General features: G+C 64.4%; 15 protein-coding genes, 1 tRNA gene and 1 pseudogene. 9 read left to right on the forward strand and 8 right to left on the reverse strand.

Annotation, left to right across the window (positions count from 1 at the left end):
* Positions 1-869, reverse strand: a pseudogene (locus tag L21_RS06770) (PrsW family intramembrane metalloprotease); the annotation flags it as partial.
* Between the two features lie 80 nt (positions 870-949).
* Here L21_RS06770 and L21_RS06775 point away from each other — a divergent pair.
* On the forward strand, positions 950-1,837 hold the full coding sequence (locus L21_RS06775) for an ABC transporter ATP-binding protein (RefSeq protein WP_074369733.1): 888 nt from the start codon (positions 950-952) through the stop codon (positions 1,835-1,837).
* Between the two features lie 44 nt (positions 1,838-1,881).
* Here the strand turns inward: L21_RS06775 and L21_RS06780 are convergent, their stop codons facing one another.
* Positions 1,882-3,753, reverse strand: coding sequence for a PAS domain S-box protein (locus L21_RS06780; protein ID WP_074369734.1), 1,872 nt, complete (start codon positions 3,751-3,753; stop codon positions 1,882-1,884).
* Positions 3,754-3,994: 241 nt separating this feature from the next.
* On the opposite strand from L21_RS06780, the gene L21_RS06785 reads away from it, so the two are divergent.
* Together L21_RS06785 and L21_RS06790 are read left to right on the forward strand one after the other, a co-directional pair.
* Positions 3,995-5,848 carry a methyl-accepting chemotaxis protein gene (locus L21_RS06785; protein ID WP_074369735.1) on the forward strand — a complete coding sequence of 618 codons (1,854 nt, stop codon included), beginning with the start codon at positions 3,995-3,997 and terminating at the stop codon, positions 5,846-5,848.
* Between the two features lie 9 nt (positions 5,849-5,857).
* Entirely contained in the window at positions 5,858-6,349 is a 492-nt protein-coding gene (locus tag L21_RS06790; protein WP_074369736.1) for a chemotaxis protein CheW, read from the forward strand.
* A gap of 392 nt (positions 6,350-6,741) precedes the next feature.
* On the opposite strand, the gene L21_RS06795 is transcribed toward L21_RS06790, so the two are convergent.
* Positions 6,742-6,815, reverse strand: a tRNA-Lys gene (locus tag L21_RS06795).
* Positions 6,816-6,928: 113 nt separating this feature from the next.
* On the opposite strand from L21_RS06795, the gene L21_RS06800 reads away from it, so the two are divergent.
* The 3 genes from L21_RS06800 (at position 6,929) to L21_RS06810 (ending at position 10,795) form a co-directional block, all read left to right on the forward strand.
* The gene (locus L21_RS06800) at positions 6,929-8,389 is read left to right on the forward strand and encodes a DHH family phosphoesterase (RefSeq protein ID WP_074369737.1); all 1,461 of its coding nucleotides are present in this window, start codon (positions 6,929-6,931) and stop codon (positions 8,387-8,389) included.
* Positions 8,386-9,009 carry a 6-hydroxymethylpterin diphosphokinase MptE-like protein gene (locus L21_RS06805; protein WP_074369738.1) on the forward strand — a complete coding sequence of 208 codons (624 nt, stop codon included), beginning with the start codon at positions 8,386-8,388 and terminating at the stop codon, positions 9,007-9,009. The genes L21_RS06800 and L21_RS06805 overlap by 4 nt, the downstream gene beginning before the upstream one ends.
* A 136-nt stretch (positions 9,010-9,145) precedes the next feature.
* Positions 9,146-10,795: a radical SAM protein gene (locus tag L21_RS06810; RefSeq protein WP_074369739.1), complete on the forward strand. Its 1,650-nt coding sequence runs from the start codon at positions 9,146-9,148 to the stop codon at positions 10,793-10,795.
* A gap of 380 nt (positions 10,796-11,175) precedes the next feature.
* Here the strand turns inward: L21_RS06810 and L21_RS06815 are convergent, their stop codons facing one another.
* Complete coding sequence (locus L21_RS06815; protein WP_074369740.1) at positions 11,176-12,312, reverse strand: CBS domain-containing protein; 1,137 nt, start codon at positions 12,310-12,312, stop codon at positions 11,176-11,178.
* A gap of 52 nt (positions 12,313-12,364) precedes the next feature.
* Here L21_RS06815 and L21_RS06820 point away from each other — a divergent pair, with 52 nt between their 5' ends.
* On the forward strand, positions 12,365-12,628 hold the full coding sequence (locus L21_RS06820; RefSeq protein WP_074369741.1) for a PRC-barrel domain-containing protein: 264 nt from the start codon (positions 12,365-12,367) through the stop codon (positions 12,626-12,628).
* Positions 12,629-12,660: 32 nt separating this feature from the next.
* On the forward strand, positions 12,661-13,395 hold the full coding sequence (locus L21_RS06825) for a tRNA(His) guanylyltransferase Thg1 family protein (RefSeq protein WP_074369742.1): 735 nt from the start codon (positions 12,661-12,663) through the stop codon (positions 13,393-13,395).
* Here the strand turns inward: L21_RS06825 and ileS are convergent.
* Complete coding sequence (ileS, locus tag L21_RS06830; RefSeq protein ID WP_074369743.1) at positions 13,378-16,551, reverse strand: isoleucine--tRNA ligase; 3,174 nt, start codon at positions 16,549-16,551, stop codon at positions 13,378-13,380. The genes L21_RS06825 and ileS overlap by 18 nt on opposite strands.
* A 574-nt stretch (positions 16,552-17,125) precedes the next feature.
* On the opposite strand from ileS, the gene L21_RS06835 reads away from it, so the two are divergent.
* Entirely contained in the window at positions 17,126-17,608 is a 483-nt protein-coding gene (locus L21_RS06835) for a TIGR00725 family protein (RefSeq protein WP_074369744.1), read from the forward strand.
* Here the strand turns inward: L21_RS06835 and L21_RS06840 are convergent.
* From L21_RS06840 to L21_RS06850, 3 genes are read right to left on the reverse strand one after another with little or no spacing between them, the layout of a single operon-like run.
* Positions 17,535-19,409: a molybdopterin biosynthesis protein gene (locus L21_RS06840; RefSeq protein ID WP_074369745.1), complete on the reverse strand. Its 1,875-nt coding sequence runs from the start codon at positions 19,407-19,409 to the stop codon at positions 17,535-17,537. The genes L21_RS06835 and L21_RS06840 overlap by 74 nt on opposite strands.
* The gene (locus tag L21_RS06845) at positions 19,403-20,605 is read right to left on the reverse strand and encodes a molybdopterin molybdotransferase MoeA (RefSeq protein ID WP_074369746.1); all 1,203 of its coding nucleotides are present in this window, start codon (positions 20,603-20,605) and stop codon (positions 19,403-19,405) included. The genes L21_RS06840 and L21_RS06845 overlap by 7 nt, the downstream gene beginning before the upstream one ends.
* Positions 20,602-20,784, reverse strand: a complete 183-nt coding sequence (locus tag L21_RS06850; RefSeq protein WP_074369747.1) for a hypothetical protein — start codon at positions 20,782-20,784, stop codon at positions 20,602-20,604. The genes L21_RS06845 and L21_RS06850 overlap by 4 nt, the downstream gene beginning before the upstream one ends.
* Positions 20,785-20,827 lie beyond the last annotated feature (43 nt).

Raw genomic sequence — 20,827 nt, forward strand, 5'->3', positions numbered from 1 at the left:
TAGGGGAGCGCTTTGCCGACGACGATCGCGGTCGGCCTCACGGGGGTGGAGAGGAGGGCTTCCCCGGCCCGTCCCACCCGCTCGTTCATCACGCTCATCATGAAGAACTGCGAGGTGAAGTAGAGGGGGAAGATGAAGACGAAGACCAGGATGATTGCATCGAACGGAAGCGGCGCCGAGAGTTCCGAAGGCGTCCGGAACTGCTCCATGGTGGAGCCGCCCGAGATGACGCCGGTGTAGCGTTCGAGGGCATGACTGCTCCCCGTATCCGCGAGATGTTCCCGGAGGGTCTCCTCGGAGACGGGCATTGCCGACGCCGGCGGCGTCACCGCTTCGACCGGCCCCGAGGGGACGGGCGGTCTTCCGGCATCCGCCGGAGCGCCGACCTGCTGCCCGCTCTGGGTCGCCAGGAAGTCGATCTCGCTCTTGACGTACTCGAGATCGATCCAGAGCGGGTAGGCGGCGAAGAGGTCGGGTTCTCCGGCGGCCACGCAGGAGACGTAGCCCTCGTAGTCGCGTTCGAGGGTCTTTAAGGCTGCCCGCCCTTTGTCTGTATCGGCGGCGTAGACCTCGCCCTGCAGGATGACGATGTCGTACGCGAACCGGTTCTCCCAGAGCGCCGCCCCGGTATCGAGGTAGGGGGTAAAACGGCTGTCGGGAGCGACGATCCGGGCGATCTCGGGGTCGTCGATGCCGATGCGGTACATGCCGTCCTGCATATGGACGCCGCTCTGTGAGGCAAATGCCGTTACCAGCACCAGGAGGACGAGAAGCCCCGCCGCAAGCGGGAGGACGCTTCTCCCCATCGTGGTCATCGATCGATTCATCTCCCAGACGGCAATCGTCCGGATGGAGGAGGCAAGGCTCATGGTAATCCCTGGCGGCGCTAGAGAACCATATCTCTGTGCAGCAACCTATTAGTAGGCATCGGCGACATAAGGGGTACCGGATGATCACGGCCCGCTCCCTCGTCAAGCATTACGGCGACTTCCCGGCGCTCGACGGCGTTACCTTTGATCTCGACGATGCACGGATACTCGGGGTTATCGGGCATAACGGCGCCGGGAAGACGACGCTCTTGAAGATCATGGCCGGCCTTATCTCGCCGACGTCGGGTTGCCTCGTCGTCGACGGGATCGACGTTGTGAGAAGGCCGCTCGACCTGAAACAGAACCTGGGGTATCTTCCCGAAGAGTCGCGGCTCTACGAGACGATGACCACGGATGCGTATCTCGCGTTCTTCGGGGAGATCTACGGTCTCTCAAAACCGGCCATCCGGGAGCGGCGCGACGAACTCCTCGATTCGCTCGCGCTCGAGGCGGACAAAAAGAAGATCGGGGAACTCTCGAAGGGGATGAAGCGGAAGGTCGCGATTGCGCGGTCGCTGATGCACGACCCCGGGCTGCTCATCTACGACGAGCCCACCTCCGGCCTCGACCCCATGACCTCACGGTCGGTGCTCGACTACGTCAAGGCTCTGCGCGAACGGGGCAAGACGGTGATCTTCTCCGCCCACAACCTCTTCCAGGTGGAGGAGGCCTGCGACCTCGTCCTGATCCTGCGCCGGGGGAAGGTGGTGGCGAAAGGCACCATGCCCGAACTCCGGGAGACCTTCGGTTCGCTCACCTACCAGGTCTTCTTCCGGGTGCCCGACCCGGCGGCGTTTGCGACATCGGTCGATTACTCGGCCTCCGACGGCCGGTACCTTGCCGAGGCGCGTTCCGTCGAGGAACTGAACCGGACGACCGCGGCGCTTGCGGCCGACGGCGCGACGATCGAGCGGATCGAGTCGCATTACCCGACGCTCGAAGAGATGCTCCTGAAGATCGGGCGGTAAGTGCGGGGTCGGCCCCCTCCGGCCGTAGTGCGCCCGGAAGCGCCTCATCGGGGGGTTTCGCCGGTCTCATCCATAAATATCCTCTCCCATTTCTGGAATCTCTCCGCCCGCCGCTCTCCGGTGATGTCCCGGATCGACTCGATGGCGCCGACAATCTCCCCCCGGTTGTCGTAGAGGGGGCCGGCCTTCACCCACCAGATCCATGGAAAACCGCCGCCCGGCGGCGGGATGACGGACTCTGCGATGATCTCGCCCCCCTCGGCGTAGGTGATGAAGCGGTACCGGTTTCGGAGCGCTACATCAGGGTTCAGGACCTTATCCACGAGCATGGCTGTCCTCTTCCCGTAAAACGGGAGGGCATAATCATGGTTTCCCTTGCCAAGGATCTCCTCTGCGGTGATCCCGGTCAACTCCTCCATTGCCAGGTTCCAGGCAGTGACGACTCCCCCGCGGTCGATTGCAAACATGGCGTCGGGCAGGTGTCGTACGATGCCGGCCAGCCGGTCATGGGACTCCCGGAGCGCTCCCTCCGCGAGAACGCGGCCGGTGACATCGTGTACCTGGATGAGGCAGCCATCCGGGCCCCCGTCGTCCGGCGACCTGAGCGGGCTGACGACGCCCCCGACGTGGATGATCCCGGTTCGTGTCGTCGGGAGGAGATCCCGGCTGCGAACCCTGTCAAAGTCGAACCGGCAATCCAGCGGGGTCACCGCATCTCCTGGTGCCTGCATCTCGCAGGCATCGAGCGCCCTGCAGACCTGCAGGAGGTTGATCCCCCGTACATCGTCGAGACGGGCGATCCCGAAGAGTTCGAGGCAGGCACGGTTGGCATGGAGCAGTGCCCCGGCGCTATCGCAGACCGCGATCCCGATGGGGGAATCCTCGAATATTCTCCTGAACCGTTCTTCACTCTCCCTGAGCGCGCCCTCTCGGTCGTGTGTCTCCTGCTCAAGGGCCTGTAGTTGCCGGCGCAGGGTCTCCTCGATCACCCTGAACCCGTGGCTATCGGAACAGAGGTACTGGTACTCGAGTATTGTCCCATCGGGACTGCAGAGTGCCCGGCCTCTCCAGCGGTAGTAATGGGTGCTCCCGTCCGGCATGACCATCCTGCAGTCGATCGTCGCCGACGGGTTATCGGGCGTGAGGCCCCGGACAAAGTTCTTCCACGCTGTTTTCTCCTCCTCGACAAGCGGCGGGCGGAACTGCCGCCCGATGAGGTCGTCCCGTCTCGTCCCGGTCATCCGGCAGTAGACCTCATCGGCCCAGCCGGCACGCCCGTCCGGCGAGACACGGACGATCCCTTCGGCCCGGTCTTCCTGGAGCGCCTCCTGCCGCGACGCCTCAAGCAGGCGCTCTTCTCCGGGATCGCCATCCTCCAGGACCTTCTCCAGGACGAGCGAGACCGCGGGCCGGCCGGTCTCGAGTACGGTGGGTATCAGGGAGACCCGGTAGGAGGCGGCACCCCTGCGAGAGCCGGGGCTCCACCGGAAGGTCCCCTCTTCTCCCCAGAGCGCCCTCCTGAGCAGGGAAGTTACATCATCGGAAGAGGAGATGCCTGGAAACAGCGGCAGGACCGGATGGCCGATGAGAGCCTTGGGCGTAGCCCCGAGGATGCCCGCGAGCGTGCCGGATACCTCCAGGACCTCCAGGTTGTGATCGACGACGATGAGGTTTGGGGAGCAGAACCGGTGGACGGCCGTGACCGGCAGGCGACGGCTCGGGCAGTAAACCTTTGCCGCGCCGACCAGCCGCATGTCGACCGATCCCTGCCGCTGCAGGATCGCGAGGTATTTCGAGACGGAGTTCCGGTTCATCGTGAGGAGGGTTGCGATATCGCTGATGCTCAGCCCGCCCGGGTGCTCCTGTAAAATCCCGAGTATCCCTGCAAGGTTATTCTCTGTCTGTCTGTCGACCATGGGAGGTGACCATGATGTATGGTCATACAATAAGTAATATATAAGCGTTGCGTAAATGCATAGCAGGTGTGCATGGCATAAGAGTCATTTTAAGGGGTAAAGAGGGGATAACCTTGCATTAGCGACGAAAATTGGGGGATCTGCTCCGCTGCATAGTGGGGGGCCGGCACGACACCCCAGGTGTCCCTCGCCGGCCCGGCGGAGTCTGCAGAGAGTATGATGTCGCACAGGAGGTAAACCTATGATTAACGGTGAACTGGAATCAGGCAGCCCCGTCTCCACCGCGGCGGAGGAGAGCCGGCGGCAGGCGGAGACCATCCTGCAGGAGAACCCGATGCCTACCATCATCTGGGACGGGAACCTGCGCGTAACGACGGTGAACAAGGCGTTCCTGCAGATGACCGGCTACGACCGAAAGAAAGCCGAGTCCATGACCATCAAGGACTTCGAGCTCGACGGTGACAGGTCGGGCCAGGAACTTATGGAGGTCTTCAGGACGAATCAGACGGTATCCGGCGAGATAAATGTCACACTCCCGACCGGTACCTTCTCGTTTGTCCGCTACAACGTCCCGCTCCCTGACGGGGCCGGCAACGTCGAGAGCGTGATGAGCGTCTACAAGGACATCACCGACCAGAAACGGCAGATTGAGCGGATGGAGGCGCTCCGGCAGCAGGCCGATGCTATCGTCCAGGAGAACCCGATGCCCATCATCCTCTGGGGCGCCGACATGACCATAAAAACACTCAACAAGGCGTTCCACCGGGTGACCGGCTACACGAGGGAGCAGTCCGCACGCCTCACCGGACGGGACTTCAAGTACATCAGCCAGTCGGGAGAAGGTGCCGCCGATACCCTGAAGAGCGGGAAGCCGAGCAAGGGCGAGGTCACCGTCGAGTTCCCGGCAGGCGTCCGGATCCTCGAGCGCTACAATATCCCGCTCATCGATGAAAGGGGTAATATTGCGAACGTGCTCACGGTCTACAACGACATCACGGAAGGGCGGACCCTTGAACTGAAGCTCCAGAAGAGCATCGGAGAGGTCGCGGAGACCCTCACCGCGATTGCCGGCGGCGACATGACGCGGCCGGCGCCCACCTATCTGGACGACCCGCTGGAAGAGATCAAAAAAGACCTGAATGCGGCGATAAAGTCCCAGGGAGAGTTCTTCCGGCAGACTCTCGAACAGGCAGATGCTCTCGAACACGTCGTCACCGATGCCGGGAAAGGTGCCGATGAGATCGCCCAGGCATCCCAGCAGGTGGCGAACACCGCTCAGAAGACATCTGACGGCGCAAAAGAGCAGATCCGGCAGCTTGACCGGGTAACCAAGGAGATCGGGGACCTCTCCGCGGCGGTGGAAGAGATTGCAAGCACCGCCCAGGAAGTCAGGGATCTCTCCATGAACGTCGCGAAGGCCGGGGAATCGGCTGTCGGGCTCGGGAACGAGGCCGGGGTGAAGATGCAGGCGGTGCAGCGGATCTCCGAACAGGCCGTCACGGAGATCACGAACCTGAACGCAAAGATGCAGGATATCGGCCATATCGTGAAGTTGATCACCGATATCGCGAACCAGACGAACCTTCTCGCGCTCAACGCCGCCATCGAGGCCGCCCGGGCCGGGGAGCACGGTCGCGGGTTTGCGGTCGTCGCGGGCGAGGTCAGGAACCTTGCCGGGGAGTCGAAGAGCGCGACCCGGCAGATCGAGGAGGTCATCGGGGGGGTGACCGCAAGCAGCGGGAAGACCGCCGAGGCGATGCGGGGGGCCCACACCGAGATCCTCAGCGGGATCGAGAGCGTGAACAAGACCATCGCGGCCCTCAACAAGATGGTCGCCGACGTCAACACCTCCGTCGGCGGCATCGCCGACATCTCCCGGGCGACCGAGAACCAGGCCGATGCGGCAAACGCGGTTACAACGAGCATCGAGGAGGTCTTCTCCCTGATCCAGGAGACAGAGAGGGGGACGGAGAGCCTCGCCGCGCTCGCCGAGGAATCGTCCGCCTCGACCGAGGAGGTCGCCAGCGCCGCGAACGAGATCCAGCGGATGGCCCATCAGCTCCGCGAGCGGGTCGCAGTGTTCAGGTTCCAGTGAGGCCGGAGCATGATCGACGTCGTCGAGTTCGGGCTGGGGCGGGAACTGTACGCGATGGATATCCAGCTCGCCCGGGAGATTGTGGAGATGATGCCCATCACCCACATCCCCCGGGCGCAGGACTACATCGCCGGGATCATGAATCTCCGGGGCGAGATCACCACTGTCGTCGACCTGAAACGATTGATCCGGATCCCGGGAGAACCGGGGAGCAGCCAGAAGATCATCGTCCTGGTCGCCGAGGCGGCCGGGGGGTCGAACCTCGGCATAATCGTGGACGACGTGCACAGCGTCATCCAGGTGGCCGAGGAGGATATCGAGTTGATGGACGAGGGGATCTCTTCCGGGGTCCACGCCTTCGTCAAGGGGATCATCAAACTCACGAAGGATGAGGATGACCGGAAACCGGGCGATGCCAGGTCGCAGCGTGGATCCGGGCTCATCCTCTGGATCGACATCAAGAAGATCCTCGACGACCTCGTCCAGAAGGTTCAGGTATAGTCGCCCGGTCGATTGCACCTGCAAAACGTGGCGTATCCGCAAACCTCTTTTTTTTACCCTGCCGCCGTACCTGCGTGAGAGGGTGAGGGAAAGGGAAGTCTCCTGTTTACTCCTCCCCGTGCAGCGTTCTTGCGGGTTTTTGGCCGGGGCAGGATTTATATAGCAGCGGCATATATGTGCCTTCGCAATCCCGTTTCCGTCGCAACAAGCGGCCTCCCGCAAGGAGCCCCGGTGGGGGCGAAGACCGACGGGGGTTGACCGGGCGGCCGTGCGCCCCTACCGCAATGGAGAACCCACTCTGCGGAACAAGGTCGCGCGAACCGAACGTTCGCAGCCTGAAATATCAAAGAATCGATCCAGGGTGCAAAGGATGAAAAGAATCGGGTGTTCGACGGGCCTGAAGGGATTTGAACCCTTGGCCTACGGATTAAGAGTCCGTCGCTCTGCCGAACTAAGCTACAGGCCCATGCGTCTGACCTAACAGTGTTGCATGGGATACAGTATAAACTTTATGGAACCTCCCTGAAAATCGCCGAAATGGAATCCCTTAATACCATGAGAAGTTACACCATTGTACGCATGCCTGAGGCGGTCCAGAACGTTTCGAAGGAACGTATCAAATACATCATTCTTGGCTGCGGGAGCACCGGCTATAATGTCGCCGAGGAGCTCGAGCAGGAGAACGAAGATCTCATCATCGTCGATAAGGACGAGAAGCGGGTGGAAGATCTTCGCGATCAGAAGTACGAAGCGATCGTTCGCGACCTCCGGGACCCGAACTTCATGGATGGGCTGCCCGTGCCGGAGGTCGCGTTCATCCTCGCGAACGACCGGGAGGCCAACCTGACGGCGCTCCAGACCGTCAAGAACCGGTACCCGGCGACCTACGTCATCGCACGCGCCACCGACCCGGTCAGCGTCGACCTCCTCCAGCAGGAAGGCGCCGATATCGTTCTCTACCCGCAGGAGGTGGTTGCGAGAACCGCCATCCACCACATCCGGAAACTGCACTCTTCAAGGCTCGCCCTGCGGCTCTACGACATGCTCGCCTCCTGGGAGGGGACGCTCTGCATCGTCACCCACTTAAACCCCGACCCCGACTCGATCTCGAGCGCCATGGCGCTCTCGATGATTGCGCGGCACGCGAGCCGCAACAAGCTCAACTGCCGCATCGTCTACGAGGGGGATATCGGGCACCAGGAGAACCGGGCGTTCATCAACCTCCTCGACATCAAGCTGGAGCGGCTCACCCCCCAGATCCTCGAGGAGTGCAATTACATCGCTCTGGTCGACTCGTCCGGGCCCGGCGTGAACAACGAGCTCCCCAGATCGACCCGGGTCAACATCATCATCGACCACCACAAGAACGGCGAGCACCCGTCGACGGTCGCGGACTTCATCGACATCAGGCCGGGTGTCGGCGCCACGGCGAGCATCATGACCCAGTACCTGATGGAGCTCGATATCCCGGTGAACAAGTCGGTGGCCACCGCGCTCCTGTACGGCATCCGGGCCGACACCCGCGACTTCAAGCGGAACGTCACCCCCCAGGATCTCAACTACGCGGCGTTCCTCCTTCCCCTGACCGACTCGGATCTCCTCGAGAAGATCACCTCCCCCTCGATGTCGCTTGAGACGCTGGAGATCATCGGGAACGCCATCCGAAACCGCCGGCTCAAGAGCGGCTACCTCTTCTCCGGTGTCGGCTACATCAGGAACCGCGACGCTCTCCCGCAGGCGGCCGATATGCTGATCCATCTCGAGGGCGTGAACACGGCGCTGGTCTACGGCATCAGCGACCAGAACATCATCATCTCGGCGCGGAACAAGGACATCAGGCTCCATCTCGGCAACGTGATGGCCGAGGCGTTCGGGACTATCGGTGAGGCCGGCGGGCACGCCACGATGGCGGCGGCCCTGATACCGCTCAGCTACTTCTCCATGGCGAAGGAGAAGGAAGATCTGCTCGAGATCATCATCGATCCGATCCTGAAGAGGTTCTCCGAAATCGTCGGGCTGGACGACGAGGACGGACAATGAAGTTCTCGGACTGGGAGCCTCATTACACTGCAATTCTGGATTATTTCGGGTTCGACCGCGATGCGGACGAGGCGGCCGCCCGGGTGCTCGCGGATCTTGCCGGTCGCGACGACGTCGGGCTGCTTGAAACGCTCATCCGGGGGAGGGCGGTGACGGTCTGCGGGAACGCCCCCTGCCTTCCCGGGGAGCTCGACCGGATCGAGGGGACGGTGCTTGCCGCCGATGCGGCGGCGGAGGTGCTCGCGGATCACGGTATCCGGCCGGACGCGGTCTTCACCGACCTCGACGGGGCGACGGACGTCTTCATCGATCTCTCGGAACAGGGGACGGTGATGGTCGTGCACGCCCACGGCGACAATCTTCCGCTCCTCCGCCACTGGGTTCCGCGTATAACGGGGCCGCTCGTCGCCACCACGCAGGCGGCACCGCTCCCTCACGTTCACAACTTCGGCGGGTTCACCGACGGCGACCGGGCGGTCTTTGCCGCCGACGAACTCGGGGCGGCGAGCGTCCGGATTGTCGGGTTCGATCTTGCCGACAAAAACGTCGACCCCCTCAAGCGGGGGAAACTCTACTGGGCGGGGGAACTCCTGCGCCTGCTTGGGTATGACCTCCAGTAAACCATTGTATCTAACATTTGTGATGTTGCCTCACGCGAAGATCGCGAAGCCGCGAAGGGAGTTTCCAGTCCCCCGACATTGGACTTCGCGCTCTTCGCGGCTTCGCGCGAGTCTACCGGGAGGATTGAGTTAGCACATGCCGGAGTCAACTAACGCCCTCATCATCGACGGCTACGTCGACGAACCCGCGTGCCTCGGCGTTTCGCCCTACGTCTCCCCATACATCCGGGAGGTCGCCGGGGTCCTCGCCGGACACGGCTACGCACCCCGCTACGTCACCATCGACCAGGTCCGGGCCGATCCCTCGATCGTCGCCCGCTACGAGCGCGGCGATCTCGTGGTGATGATCGCCGGCCTGACGGTGCCGGGAGCATACATCGGGGGGAAACCCGCGACCCTGACGGAGATCCAGCAGCTCGGGATCCTGCTCCGGCAGCCGACCACCGCGATCGGCGGGCCGATCGCCTTCGGCTACGCTCCCGGGGGTGGGAAGAAGGCGATCCGGCAGGCGATCGCCGGGTTCGACGTCACGCTCTCCGGATCGCCCGCGGTCGCGCTGGATTCCTGGCTCTCGGGCGGGGAGCCTGCCGGCGCGGGCGATTACTCCCTGACCGACCCCTGGGCCGCGGCAGGCGCCGGGATCGTGGCGCAGCACCCGGCATTCCCGTACGTGATCTGCGAACTCGAGACCGCGACCGGGTGTTCGCGGGCGACGGTCGGGGGATGCTCGTTCTGCACCGAACCGTTCTACGGGCTTCCGCGCTACCGGAGCATCGAGGGGATCGCGGAGGAGGTGGCGGCGCTCCATGCGGCGGGTGTGCGCCACTTCAGGCTCGGCCGGCAGCCGGATCTCCTCGCCTACAAAAGCAGCGGCGGGGAGTTCCCGGTTCCGCGCCCCGAAGCACTCGAAGATCTCTTCTCGGCCGTCCGGGAGAACGCCCCCGCCCTCAGAACTCTGCACATCGACAACATCAACCCCGGCACCATCGCCCGGCACGAGGACGCGGCGCGGGCGGCGCTCGAGGCGATCGTCGCCGGCCACACCCCGGGAGACACCGCGGCCTTCGGGATGGAGACCGCCGATCCGGCGGTTGTCGCGGCGAACAACCTCAAGGCCATGCCGGACGACGTCTTCCGCGCGATCGAGGTCGTGAACGAAGTCGGGGGGAAACGGACGGGGGGCGTCCCCGAGCTCCTTCCGGGCCTGAACTTCATCGCCGGACTTGCAGGGGAGACGCCGGCGACGTTCGACGCAAACGAGGCGTTCCTCAAGCGGGTGCTTGATGCCGGGCTCCTGGTACGGCGGGTGAATATCCGGCAGGTGATGCCGTTTGAGGGAACAAAGGCCTACAACGAGAACACCCTCGGGAAGCACGACGCCCGGTTCCGCTCCTTCAAGGAGTGGGCACGGAAAGAGTTCGACGAACCGATGCTCCGCCGGGTCTTTCCGGTCGGCACTGTTCTCCCGGAGGTCGTCGTCGAAGTTCCCGGAAAACCGTCGTTCGGGCGGCAGATGGGCTCGTATCCCATCCTCGTCGGGATCCCCATCGAACTCCCGGCACGGGCGGTGCTCGACACCGTCGTAGTCGACTGGGGGATGCGGTCGGTGACGGCACTCCCCTCTCCGGTCGAGGTCAACACCCTGCCGGTAGCGGCGCTCCGGTGGATCCCGGGGGTGGGCAAGAAGAGAGCGGTGACTATCGCCGCCCGCCGGCCTTTTAGTGGTCTTGATGAGTTCCGGGAGGTCGCCGGGGAGACGGGGATCGAGGACGTGATGAGGTTTTAGGGCGGGGATGGCGGGGAACACTTTCCGTCACACTGGCACTCACACCTGTTTGGAGTTCAACCGCTAAGTCTCCTGCTTGTCGTTTTTTGATATATTGCCCTCTTGGTGCGTGAACCCTGTCCTTCCGAGCGTTGTATATCCGTACACGGCTTTCCACTGAATATCGCCACGCACTGCCCCCGCCCCTGAGGGGCGGGGGAGGAGGCCGGAGGCCGGGGGGGTGGGGGTTGCAGGTGTCCGGATATAAGGTAGAGACAGGGGAGGGGGGCGTACCCCCCTCCCCGTCAGCCCCACCCCTCGTGGCGATATTCCCTCGGAATCCGTGCATGGGGCTATGCGATGTTCCGACAGAAAGCGGCTGTCCTGCCGAACGCCTCCTCCTACTCCTCCTCCCGCAGTTCCATCACCCGCAGAACGTCCGTCCGGGTCACGATCCCGACCAGGGTATCGTCCTCGACGACGGGAATCCTCCCGATGTCCTGGCCGGTTATGATCCGGAGCGCGTCGATGAGCGGTGCCGACGGTGGGAGGGCGGTCGGGTTCCGGGTCATGACGTCGCGCACCTGCATCGCCTCCCGGTCGATCGGCGAGATCTTGTGGACGTCGGCGAGGGCGATGATCCCCACGAGCGATCCCCGGTCCACCACTGGAAAGCCGAGGTGCTTCGTCTCGTACATCATGTCCACCACCTGCGAGAGCGGCATCGTCGGTTCCACCGTGACGACGGGTCTGCTCATCGCATCCGCCACCGTGACGTCCTGCAGCAGGATGTTGTAGCGGAGGAACGTGGCCTCCTGGTTCGCCCCGATGTAGATGAAGAAGGCGATGAGGATCAGGATGGGGTTTAAGAGCAGGAGCCCGACGATCCCGAAGAGGACGGCGAACCCTTTCCCGACGTCGGCGGCGATCCGGGTCGCCCGGGAGAGCGGCATCCGGCGGGCGAGCCATGCCCGCAGCACGCGCCCGCCGTCCATGGGGAACGCCGGGAGGAGGTTGAACCCGAAGAGCAGGACGTTCAGGAGCCCGAGGTAGCCGAAGGTGAAGACCAGAACGCCGGCGACTCCTGGATCCAGGTCGATCGCCGCAACGACGTAGACGAGGGCGCTGGAGATCACGCCGACCGCAAGGCTCGTCAGCGGGCCCGCGAGCGCCATGGGGAGTTCGATCTTCGGGTCCGGCATCGTCTCCTCCATCTGGGAGACTCCCCCGAGAATGAGGAGCGTGATGCTGTGGATCTCAATCCCCTTTGCTTTTGCGATGAGCGAGTGGGCCATCTCGTGGATGAAGACGCCGAAGAAGAGACCGAGCGCCACGACGGTTCCGAGGATGTAGGGGTTGAATCCCGCCGTAATCAGCGTCATGTCGATAGGGACACCGAAGAGAGCCTGGATCAACTCGGTCGTGAGCTCGATCTGGCTCCCGATGATCCAGGCGAAGAGGGGGATCACCAGGAGGAAACTCCAGTGCAGTTTGACCGGAATCCCGGCCAGGTTCCCGATCTGTAGCGACGCTTCCATGAAAAGGAGTATCTTTTTATCATTTATAGTAATATACCTTCAGAGGATACCGATGAGAACCCAGATCACAGAGATGTTCGGATTACGCGTCTATACCGACAGAGCTGTCTTTATCGGGAATGTTGACGATGTCGTGCTTGATGTGGACCAGAAGAAGATCGACGCCCTTGCGGTCGGCGAGCTCAACCCCGAGATCGGGGAGGTAAAAGGCTATACCGGGCTGCAGATCCCCTTCCGCATCGTAAAGAGTGTCGGAGATATCATCATCGTCCGGCACATCCCCGGGCTCTTCAAATCCCCGGCAAAAGAAGACTGACCGCGATGTCCGGGGCTCCCTTCCGATACAATATGGATACCGGAGATCGTGAGATCTTCTCGAACCTCACCATCTTCCCCCCCGTTTTTGTCCGACTCGACGGCCGCGCCTTTCACCGTCTGACACGTGCGCTCCATCTCAAAAAACCGTTCGATCCCGCCTTCAACGAGAGCATGCGGGCGGTCTGCCGCTACCTTCTCACCGGGAGCGGCCTATCCCCCGCGTTCGCCTACACCTTCTCCGACGAGATCAGCCTCTACTTCCCGACGCTGCCGTTCTCGGGGCGGGTGGAGAAACTCGACTCCGTGACCGCTGCGGTTGCGGCGAGCAAACTCACGATCGAACTCGGGTGCACGGAGCCCCTTGCGTTCGATGCCCGGACGATCCCCGCGGCGGGAGGGTTTGCGGTCGAGTACCTGGTCTCGCGCCAGAACGAGGCATGGCGCAATCACATCAATGCCTACTGCCAGAACGCGCTCGTCGAGGAGGGAATGACCTCCCGTCAGGCCGCCGCCGCCCTCCGTGGGATGCAGTCCGCGGCGATGCACGAGATGATGTTCGAGCGGGGTGTCAACCTGGCGGAGACGCCGGCCTGGCAGCGGCGGGGGACGCTCCTCTATCGGGAAGAGTGCATAAAAGAGGGGTATAACCCCCTGACGGGGGAGACCGTCGAGGCCGCACGGACCTGCATCCGGGAACCGGAGGAGACGCCTCTCTTCTCGACAGAGGAGGGCGCGGCGCTGCTCCGGTCACTCGCCGGCGCGTGAGATGCCGATCCGCATCTGCACGCCTTCCACGTCCCAGTCCTTCTCGAGCGCAAAGGGCTCCGCCGGCTTCTCCCCGTTGCGGCGGACGGTGAGGGCTGCTGCCCGCACCTCCCCGGCGATCTCCTTCTGCCACTCCTCTTCTGCGATGAGCGAGGCCACCCGCTCGTCGGCGACGTCCACGGCCGCGACGATGAAGTCGTCGACGTTCAGGTCGAGCTGGCGGCGCATCTCCTGGATCCGCCGGATCACCTCGCGGGCGTACCCCTCGGCCTCCAGCGCCGGCGTGAGGGTGACGTCGACGTAGACCGTCGCGTCCTTCATGGGCGCGGCAAAGACACCCTCGGGGAGGGCTTCCGCGAAGGTGACGTGGCGCGCCGTGATCTCGTAGTCGTCGATTTGGGCCTTTCCGTCCCGCTCGATCGCGGCCTTCAGGGCGGTGCCGTCTGCGCTCTCTATCAGCGCTTTGACCTTCGGCCCCTCTTTGCCGAACTCAGGGCCGATCGCCCGCATCACCGGTTCGGCCTGCCAGAGAATCCGGTTCCACGCGCCCGTGACGACCCTGACCGTCCGGGTGTTCGCCCGGTTCAGGGCGAGGTCGTTCAAGCCTTCGAGGGCCGTCTTCACCTCGTCGCTCCCGGTGACCACAACGGTCTCGGAGACCGGCCAGCGGAGTTTCCGTCTCCCGTTCTGCCGGGCGGTGGCAACCGCGTCGTCGAACGACCGGATGACCTCCATGGCGCTCTCGAGGTCGGGCGCGATAAGGAGGTCGTCCGCCTCCGGCCAGTCGAGCATATGGACGCTCTCCGGGTCGCCCGTAAGACGCAGGTTCCGGTAGATCTCCTCGGCAATGTGGGGGGTGAACGGTGCAAGGAGCGCGATCAGGCGGCGCATGACGTAATATACGGTCTCGTAGGCGTACCGCTTCTCCGGCGAATCCTCCTCGAGCCACATCCTCGGCCGGACGAGCTGGACGTACCAGCGGGAGAGATCCTCGAGGATGAAGGCGGCGAGCGCCCGCGTCACCTTATGAAGGTGGTACTCCTGCAGGTCCCCGGCCGTAGTCCGGGCGAGTGAGTTCACCCGGGAGATTATCCAGCGATCCTCTTCGGGCATATCCTTGATGTGCGTCCGGACGAACGAGTCGTCCCAGCGACCTCCGGCGGATGCCGGCTCGAACGAGTCGAGAACCATATACGGGAGCGGGAACCGGTAGACGTTCCAGAGGATGTTGAGCGTCCGGTGGATGGTCTTGACGCTGTCCCAGTTGAACTTCAGGTCGTCCCAGGGAGCGTTCGCCCAGAGGACGTAGAACCGCAGAACGTCGACGCCGAACTGGTTCATCACCTCTTCGGGCGTCACCACGTTGCCGAAACTCTTGCTCATCTTGCGCCCGTCGGCGTCGAGAGCGAACCCGTGCATCAGGACGCTCTTGTAGGGGGCGCGGCCGAACGCCACGGTGCTCGCCCCGAGCTGGGAGTAGAACCAGCCCCGGGTCTGGTCCTGCCCTTCGGTGATGAAGTCCGCCGGCCAGAGGCGGTCGAAGGCCTCGCGCTTCCCGGGGAATCCGAGGGTCGCCCACGACGCGACCGCCGAGTCGAACCAGACGTCGAAGATATCGGCGACCCGGCGCATCTCCCCGCCGCAGGAGCACGGGATGACGACCTCGTCCACGTAGGGGCGGTGCGGATCGGGGACCTTTGCGCCCGACCGCTCCTCGAGTTCGGCGATGGTGCCGATGACGACCCTCTCGCCGCACTGCTCGCACTGCCAGATGGGGATGGGGATGCCCCAGTAGCGCTGCCGGGAGATGCACCAGTCGCGGGAGTCCCTGACGAAGTCGTGGAACCGGGCGCTTCCCGCCCAATCGGGGTACCACTTCACCTTCGCGATCTCCTCAAGCATCGGTTCGCGGATCTCGGTGGCTTTCAGGAACCACTGTGCGGTTGCGCGGTAGATGATGGGGGTCTTGCACCGCCAGCAGTGGCCGTAGCGGTGGGTGATCGTCCGCCGGGCGAGGAGGTAGTCGTTGAGCGCGTCGATGACGAGATCGTTTGCGTCCCGGACGTACATGTCCACGAACGCCCCCGCGTCCCGGGTGAAACACCCCCCGGTGTCGACCGGGCAGAAGACCTCGAGCCCTTCCTGGATGCCGATCAGGTAGTCGTCCCACCCGTGCCCGGGAGCGATGTGGACGAGACCGGTGTTCTCGAGTTCGACGTAGTCGGCCGCGACGACCCGGTGCCGGATCTCAGCCTGGTGCGGCACCTGGCCGGCGAGCGGCGACGTGTACTCCGTCCCGACGAGGTCGCTACCGCTGACCTTCTCAAGGACGGTGTAGTCCTGGTAGCGGCCCATCTTCAGGACGGACTCGACGAGTTCGTCGGCGATCCAGAGGGTCTCCTCGCGGCCGTCCTTCTTCGCCGCCACCCGCGCATAGGTGAACGCGGGGTTGACCGCCACCGCGACGTTTGCAGGGAGCGTCCACGGCGTGGTCGTCCAGATCACCAGGAATTCGTTCTCGCGCCCGGTGATGGGGAACTTGACGAAGATGGAAGGGTCGGTCTCGTCCCAGTACTCCACCTCCGAGTCGGCGATCGCCGTCTCGCACCGGGGGCACCAGTTCACGACCCGGTGGCCGCGTTCGAGGAGACCGCGTTCATTCGCCCGCTTGACCGCCCACCACGCGGACTCGATGTACTCCGCCTTGATCGTCTGGTAGGGGTTGTCGAAGTCGAGCCAGATGCCGAGCTGCCGGAACTGGTCGCTCATGATCTCCATGTGCGTCACGGCGAACGTCCGGCACTGCTCGATGAACGCGGCTATCCCGTAATCCTCGATATCCTTCTTGGAGGTGAACCCGAGCTGGTGCTCGACCTTCACCTCGATAGGGAGGCCGTGCATGTCGTAGCCGGCCCGCTCGATGACGTTTCTCCCCCGCATCCGGTGGTAGCGGAGGATGGCGTCTTTTATGATCTTGTTCCAGGCGGTGCCGAGATGGATGTGGCCGGTGGTGTACGGCGGCCCGTCGACAAAAAAGAACGCTTTCCCATCCTTCCGCACCTCCTGGACGCGTGCATAGGTATTATCCCGTTTCCAGTAGTCCTGGACTCCCGCCTCAAGTTCGCGCGGGTTATAACTGCCGGTGACTTCTTTCACCTCGTATCCCTCATATTCAGCACTGTGGTGTACCGTTTGTTGTTGGGAGACAAAGTGTTTTGCGCGCGTGACCGTTGGAACAGCAGGGGCGGGAGCACCGTCGGGTGCGACCTGCAGACCGCCTGCGGCATCGAGAAAGTGGGGAGCCTGCTGAAACCGCGACGAACGGGCCGGTATACCGCCAAGTGCTGCCCCGCTCCCCGGACCCGGCTTCCCACCGGCAACGCCCGGGCCCCGCCCCCTGGTTGGGGGCTGCAGATGCCGGGATTGGTTGAGACAGGGGAGGGGGATGCTCCCCCTCCCCGTCGGCCCCACCCCCCATGGCGATATCCACCACGGTCCACTGCATGGGGGGATGCCGGGAGAAGGCGGTTTCCTGACTTGCTTTCTCGGATACGACTTTCCACCGGCTATCGCCATTCGCTGCCCCCGCCCCCCCTGGTGCGGGGGAGGAGGCCGAAGGCCGGGTAGAGTGGGGGTACGGGTGTTCCTTCTAAACGGCAAAGACCGGGAGCAGGCCCTCCCCCCCTCCTTCACCCCACCCCTTTTATCCCCTGCCCCCGACCTCTCCCCCATGCAGATCGCAGTCGTCGGGAGGGGAGACTGTTCCGTTGAGGAGTACGAAGCGGCGGAGACCATCGGCTACCTCATCGCCGGGAACCGCGAGACCGTCTGCTGCGGCGGCCTCGGCGGGGTGATGGAGGCCGCCTGCAGGGGTGCAAAAGAGGCCGGCGGGACGACCGTGGGCATCCTCCCGGACACCGGGGAGGGGAACCCGTATCTCGATATCGTCATCCGCACCGGGATGAGCCACGCCAGGAACGTCGTCCTGGTCAACTCGGCCGACGCGGTGATCGCCGTCGGGGGAGGCTACGGCACGCTCTCGGAGATTGCCGTCGCGCTCAAGACGGAGAAACCCGTCTTCGGCCTTCTGACCTGGAAGATAGAGGGGGTGTTTGTCTGCGCCACGCCCGAGGAGGCGGTCATCCTCGCAGTTCGCGCAGCACGCCTGTCCCGGCCGTCTCGTAGCCCCCGAGGTCCCGGAGAACTTTCTTGAACGCATCCGAGGAGACGGTCTCGATGAGGGCCGCGATCCGCGGGTCGTCGAGCATCTCGCGGTGCATAGCGAGCTCGTAGCGCTCCGTCGCCACCGGGACGAACGCGAGATCGAGGGCTTTTGCGGCGCTGTAGACCCCCGTTCCCGCGTCGACCTCGCCGGTCCGGACGGCAAGCGCCACCGCAAGGTGTGTCGTCACCTCGCGTTCGTAGCCGGGGATGAGGCCTGGGTCGATGCCGCGCTCCGCCAGGTGGTGGTCGAGCAGTATCCTTGTCCCCGACCCCCTCTGCCGGTTGACGAACGTCCGGCCGGGCAGGTCCTCAAACCCGATGCCGTCGCGGGAGATGACGCCCTGCTGGCGCTCCGCGACGCAGAGGAGGACGAGGTCGGCGCCCGGCAGGTAGCGCTCCAGGTAATGGGTGTTGTAGGTGCCGTCGGGGGCGAGGAGGTGCATCGGGGCCGCGTGGCACTCCTGCTTCTTCAGTGCAATCACCCCGCCCATGCTCCCCACATGGGTGGAGTGAACGTCGACGCCGCGCGGCCGCACCAGGTCGGCCAGGTGGTCGAGGGCGGGGTCGTGGCTGCCGGTGACGAGCACCGCCTCCTCCGCCTCCGCGCGGGGGACGGTGAGGCAGACGTCCACGCTCTCCCCCGCCTCGGCCCCCTCCTTCTGCGACGGGATCTGCATGTAGCCGTTCGCCCGCACCGCGCTCATCTGGACGCCCGCGCCCCGCGACTGGGGCACCGCCACCCACCGGTCGCCGATCCTTCCTGCCGAGAGGAGGACGAACTCGTCGGTCCCGATATCGGAGTGGAGGCTTGTGGTCAGCCGGGCGGCGACACGCTCGGGCTCGCGGACGAAGAGGCCGTAGCGGGCGACGAGCGGCATCACGATCTCGCGGAGCACCGTCGCCGCCGCAAGAGGATAGCCCGGGAGCCCGATCACCGGCTTTCCCTCGATTCTGCCGATGATCACCGGCTTTCCGGGTTTAATGGCGACCCCGTGCGCCAGCACCTCGCCGAGGTCGCGGATGATGTCGGCGGTGTAGTCCCGCGTCCCGGCGGAAGACCCCGCCGAGACGAACAGGATCTCGTTCTCCGCGACGCCGCGCCGGACCGCCTCCCGGATCATCTCGTAGTCGTCCGGGACGATTCCGTAGCGGTGCGCCTCCACGCCCGCCTCCGCGAGGACGGACGCGGCCATCAGGGTGTTGCTCTCCACCACCTTCCCGGGCGGAGGCATCTCGCCCGCCGGCACGAGTTCGCTCCCGGTGGGGATCAGGCCCGCCCGGAGATTTATGACCGCAACCTCCGTGACGCCGTAGTTTGCGAGCGCCCCGAGGTCGTGGGGCCGTATCCGGTGCCCCCTCGGGAGGATCATCTCCGACTCGCCGATGTCCTCGCCGACCGGTCGGATGTGCTGCCAGGGGCTGACCGGCTTTCGGACGGTGTAGGTCTCGCCGTCAGGCTTCGACCCGACCCAGACGTCCTCGATCATGATCACCGCGTCGTAGCCGGGCGGGACGATGTTCCCCGTGTTGACCCGCGCCGCGTCCGGGAGGGTCACCGGGTTTTGCTCGCTCGCGCCGACGGTGTCGGCGCTTCTCACCGCAATCCCGTCCATCGCCGAGAGATGGATGGCGGGAACCGAGAACCGGGCGAATATCGGCTCCGCGGTGATCCTCCCCACCGCATCGATCGTCACCGGGATGCGGGCGATCCCCGGAACCGCCGAAAAAGAGGATTCTACAAGCGCCCGCGCCTCCGCGAGCGATATCACCGAGAGGTAACGTTTCACCACAGGATCACCTCGACCTCTTCGTCGACCTCGAACCCCTCGCTCGATGCCGGGATCCGCACCAGCCCCTCGCTCTGCACCAGGGTGTTGAGGAGTCCCGACTTCCCGAAGACCGGTGTCGCCTCCCCGTTGCTGAGGCTGACCCGGACGTAGTCCTCCCGCCCGCGGGTGGAGGGGATGTTCTGGGTCAGCCGTGCGCGGACGGTTCGCCGGGAGACGGCGGTCTGCCGCATCGCCGCGAGGAGATGGTCGACGACGGCGACGAGCACGACGAAGGTCGAGGCCGGGTGCCCCGGGAGCCCGATGACCGGTTTGCCCCGTGCCGTCCCGATGATGGTGGGTTTTCCGGGTGCAAGCGCGATCCCGTGCACCAGCACCTCGCCGAGTTCCGCGACGACCGCGGCGGTGTTGTCCCGCTCGTCCTTCGACGAGCCTCCCGAGACCAGAACCGCGTCGCACCGCTCAAGCGCAGAAGAGACCGCCCGTTTCAGCACCGCCCGCTCGTCCCTGACGATCCCGAAGTAGACCGGATGGCAGCCCCGTTCGGTCACGAAGGCGCCGGCGAGGTAGGAGTTCGCGTCCCGCACCTCGCCCGGCCCGGGGGTCTCGACGACGGGGACGAGTTCGTTCCCCGTTGAGATGATCCCGATCTTCGGCACCTGCACCACGCTGACCCGGTCGGCGCCGATCGCCGCGGCAACGCCGATCTCGCGGGGGGTCAGCACGCGCCCCCGTTCCAGAGCCGCCTTCCCCGCCCTGAAGTCTTCGCCGCAGAAGACCACGTTCTCCCCGGGCGCCACCGGGCGGTGGACCAGGATATCGTCCCCGATCTGCTCGGCGTGCTCGATCATCACCACCGCGTCCGCGCCTGCGGGAAGAGCGCCGCCGGTGGGGACGTAGCGGCACGATCCGGGGGAGATGCTCCCGGCATCCGCGCTTCCCATCCCGACCCGGCCCCGGCACTGGAGCATCGCCGGGATGGCCTCGGACGCCCCGGTGGTCTCGGTCGCGGCGACCGCGTAACCGTCGACCGTCGAGCGGTCGAACCCCGGGATGTCGATATCGGCATGGACATCCTTCGCGAGGACCCGGTGTAGGGCGTCTTCGAGCGGGACGTCCTCGTATCCAAGCGGCGGCGCGATCCTCCGCACCGCCTCCACGGCCTCGGCGACGGATACGACCTCGAGAAAAAGGCTCATCTGAAGCAGCCCAGCTGACAGTTGCGGATCTTTATTCTCGGTTCGCGCTGGTTGCAGTACCGGGCGATATCCATCTTCGGGATGCTGTACTTCTCCGATATCTCGAAGGCCTGCGGGCAGGTTATCTCGTCTTCTATTCCGTATGCCTCAAAGGCCTTCCGTATCTTGTCATCGTCCATAGTACCAACATGGTATGCCTGAAGGAAGATAGGATTTACTATC

This window comes from Methanoculleus chikugoensis, from assembly GCF_900095385.1.
Lineage (GTDB): Archaea > Halobacteriota > Methanomicrobia > Methanomicrobiales > Methanoculleaceae > Methanoculleus > Methanoculleus chikugoensis_A.